Annotated in this window: 1 pseudogene (only partly in view); it reads right to left on the bottom strand. The window is 64.7% G+C overall.

Annotation, left to right across the window (positions count from 1 at the left end):
• Window positions 1–221 (bottom strand): annotated as a pseudogene (locus A2X88_09940) (hypothetical protein) (it continues 114 nt past the right edge of the window).

The raw sequence follows: 221 nt of genomic DNA, 5'->3' as shown, positions 1-221 counted from the left end.
AACGGGAGGGACGCAAAGGCCGGCTCCTCCCGCATCCCCTTCCGGTACGAGGCGAACCGGTAGACGTTCCAGTGACCGGCCGGGGAGAGGTGGAACTCCCGGTAGCTCTCGGAACCCGATTCCGCCAGAAAGATCTCCAGGCAGGTTTCCTCCCAGAGGCGGTCCCGCCTTCCCGGCAACTCTGCGGGTGACGGGATTGCGATCTTCGACAGGTTTCCCAG

Source organism: Deltaproteobacteria bacterium GWC2_65_14, assembly GCA_001797615.1.
Classification (GTDB): Bacteria; Desulfobacterota; Deferrimicrobia; order Deferrimicrobiales; family Deferrimicrobiaceae; genus GWC2-65-14.
The sequence above is the reverse complement of the archived record's forward strand: the minus strand, read 5'-3'. Positions and strand labels throughout refer to the sequence as shown.